Genomic DNA, 2888 nt, shown 5'->3' with positions numbered 1-2888 from the left:
ATCCAACATTGGTTATAACACCTGCTAATTCATTACGCAGGTCTAAACTTCGAGTAGCAACAACCTCTCCCATAACACTTAAAGAAGACTGCCACTGGCTCTGCTCCGTTACGATAAAATTCACTGTCTCACTGGGTTCAGGAAAAGACTCACCAAAAGCAATCGCCGCTTTAATTTGATTAAATTTCACAAATCCCAACACACTCACTACAAGCATACAAAACAAAAATGTCCATAACCAACGCCAAACACGCATAGAGTTCCCTATAAATAATTAAATAAAAGCCAATACGAATACGACTAAAAATAACTTTTAGTTCGCTAAAATTAAGATAATACAGTTTTAGACGTATTAACTAAACACCCTACCCTGTTTGATGAAAAACTTATTATTGTTGTAATAAAAGCAAAGATCTAAACGGATGCAAGTATTACGCTTTTACACATCGGTTTTTACGAACTAAAAACACTTTATATTCGACTTTTATATTTATTATAAATCGCTATATTTAACTTAAACGTAGACAATACAAAGGCAAAGAGTAATGAGCAGTATAAAATCAAAAGTACTAAAATCATTCGGTGTACATTTTATGTTGCTCAGTTGCGTATGGCTTCTTCTAACTGACAGCAACTCATCTGCATTCGGGTTTGATTTTATATTTGTATTGTTAGCAACCATTGCGAGTTATTTGTTAAGAGAAACAAACAAGCAACAAATAAAGCAGGCCGATACCTCCATTAAAATTGCAAAACTACCTAAATTCATTACATATTTTTTATGGCAATCCTTTAAAGGAGGCATAGGTGTGGCCAAAGTAGCGTTGTCGTCTCACGTTTCTGTCAGACCGGGATTTCACATTTACCACTATCAATTTTTGCAACCCAATCAAGCACAGGAAGCGTTTATCAATGTAGTAAGCCTTTTACCTGGATCTTTAAGTGCTCAACAGACTAGCAACACATTGAACATTCATTATTTAAATATTGAAAATTACTCGTTGGCAACATTACATGATCTGGAGTATCAAATTGCACAGCTTTTTGGCATCGATAACCTGTTAGGAGAGAAAATATGATTACCTATTATGCGCTGCTCGCTGGGGCATTAATTATATGTTTGTTATTCGCCATGTTCAGGATTTTTAAAGGTGATACCGCGGCAGATAAAATGATAGCGGCACAATTATTTGGCACCTTAGGTGTGGCAATCATGATTGTGTTTACTTTTTTGGAAGGTAACAAAAATTTGTTAAACGTGGCGCTAGTCATGTCCCTACTCGCTCCTATAAGTTTAGTCGCCTTCGTTACATTGAGTGAGGAAGAACAATGAATTCCCTCGATGTTTGGACCATTTTACTCAGCACAATAGGCTTATGTTTTTTTATCACGGGTACTCTTGGTCTGTTACGATTTCCAGACGTTTTTTGCCGTCTACATGCACTCACAAAAGCTGATAATTTAGGGCTGGGGTTTATGCTGTTAGGACTCATTCCTCAAGCAGTCAACATGGGAGTTGCGCTGCACCTATTATTAATTTGGGGAATTATTTTACTGTCTAGTGCGTCAGGTTGTCATTTAATTGCGCAACACGCTTGTCACAAATATAAAGGTGAAATTAAAAGTAATAAACACTCAATCGGAAGGGATTGTGGGAGGCATCATGATAGAACAAATTATTGATGTAATACTCGCTTTTGGCTGCTTACTCTTTGCCGCCAGCGCACTGCTTAGTAAAAGCCAATTTACTGGTATTGTTTTCTATATCATCCTTGGTTTATTTGTCACAATCGCATGGACACGGTTAGGAGCAATTGATGTTGCCATCGCCGAGGCTGCTATTGGTGCAGGCCTCACAGGTGCAATGTTACTTGCCGCTTGGCGAGTACTCCACAAACGTCCTAGTTCCAACGATAATTCAGAGGAATAATCGATGTTCTCCTATAACCAAGTATCAGCCAAACTGAGCCTGACAAGCTTATTGTTAGTGTTAGGGCTAGTGATATTCGTTTTTTGCTTAGGACTAGTATTAATGCTATCCCTTGTGGCTTCGCCTGTTCCCTCTTTTGAGGCTGCCATAGCTGCATATACAAACCTGAAAAAAAGTGGAGTCAGCAACCCAGTAACAGCTGTTTTATTAAATTTTCGTTCTTACGACACGCTTTTAGAGCTTGCGGTGTTGTTTGCCGTGGTAGTCATAATGCTTCCTGCAAATAAAACCTATAAGATTGAATCAGCTGCTAATGTCACCTTTTCACAGATTGCCACAATCAATCTGGTACGCAAAATCTTACCCTTGACTATTGTGATGTCTGGTTATCTACTTTGGACTGGTGCTAGTCAACCAGGTGGTGCGTTTCAAGCAGGTGCGTTGTTGGCGGGGGGGGGATTAATGGCCTTATTTTCTAAGGCTATCAGTATTCGCTTTGAGCATACCTTATGGCGTTTTGCCCTTGCTGGCGCCCTCGCCGCTTTTATTTTTGCAGGCGCAGCCACACATTGGTTAACTGGTGGTTTTTTACTTTATCCCTCTAAACAAGCAGGACTGTTTATCATAAGCATCGAATTTGCAGCCACATTTTCGATTAGTATTACCTTAGTACTTTTTTACTGGGTTATCACCACGTTTCACCTAACCACTCACTTAACCACTCACTTAACGAACCACCCGGCCACACGTCAGACAGATAGTTCATGAGTCAGTCATTTATCTATAGTGCTTGCGCTATATCGTTGTTTTGCATAGGGCTTCTGGGGTTTATGTTACTCACTGATGTGATCCGTAAAGTGCTGAGTATTAATATCATGGGGATTGGCATCTTTATGCTGTTAGTCGCCACTTCTGCATTAGCACCTGATTTAATTGACCCCATTCCGCAAGCAATGGT

The 2888-nt window shown here is 39.4% G+C and carries 6 protein-coding genes and 1 pseudogene; 6 read left to right on the top strand and 1 reads right to left on the bottom strand.

The window, feature by feature from the left end; translation table 11 throughout:
- A pseudogene (locus tag QZ562_RS20795) lies at positions 1-256 on the bottom strand (efflux transporter periplasmic adaptor subunit); the annotation flags it as partial.
- A 289-nt stretch (positions 257-545) separates the two neighbouring features.
- On the opposite strand from QZ562_RS20795, the gene QZ562_RS20790 reads away from it, so the two are divergent.
- From QZ562_RS20790 to QZ562_RS20765, 6 genes are all read left to right on the top strand, one after another.
- Positions 546-1079: a Na+/H+ antiporter subunit E gene (locus tag QZ562_RS20790; RefSeq protein WP_293764585.1), complete on the top strand. Its 534-nt coding sequence runs from the start codon at positions 546-548 to the stop codon at positions 1077-1079.
- Positions 1076-1333, top strand: coding sequence for a monovalent cation/H+ antiporter complex subunit F (locus QZ562_RS20785; protein ID WP_293764583.1), 258 nt, complete (start codon positions 1076-1078; stop codon positions 1331-1333). Before QZ562_RS20790 ends, QZ562_RS20785 begins: the two co-directional genes overlap by 4 nt.
- Positions 1330-1683: a monovalent cation/H(+) antiporter subunit G gene (locus QZ562_RS20780; RefSeq protein ID WP_293764581.1), complete on the top strand. Its 354-nt coding sequence runs from the start codon at positions 1330-1332 to the stop codon at positions 1681-1683. The genes QZ562_RS20785 and QZ562_RS20780 overlap by 4 nt, the downstream gene beginning before the upstream one ends.
- Entirely contained in the window at positions 1664-1930 is a 267-nt protein-coding gene (locus QZ562_RS20775; protein ID WP_293764579.1) for a DUF4040 domain-containing protein, read from the top strand. The genes QZ562_RS20780 and QZ562_RS20775 overlap by 20 nt, the downstream gene beginning before the upstream one ends.
- A 3-nt stretch (positions 1931-1933) precedes the next feature.
- On the top strand, positions 1934-2698 hold the full coding sequence (locus QZ562_RS20770) for an MnhB domain-containing protein (protein ID WP_293764577.1): 765 nt from the start codon (positions 1934-1936) through the stop codon (positions 2696-2698).
- On the top strand, positions 2695-2888 hold a 194-nt coding region (locus QZ562_RS20765), incomplete at its 3' end, for an NADH-quinone oxidoreductase subunit K (RefSeq protein WP_293764575.1). The genes QZ562_RS20770 and QZ562_RS20765, both read left to right, overlap by 4 nt.

The organism is uncultured Paraglaciecola sp., assembly GCF_913058035.1.
In the GTDB taxonomy this organism is placed as follows: Bacteria; Pseudomonadota; Gammaproteobacteria; order Enterobacterales; family Alteromonadaceae; genus Paraglaciecola.
The sequence above is the reverse complement of the archived record's forward strand: the minus strand, read 5'-3'. Positions and strand labels throughout refer to the sequence as shown.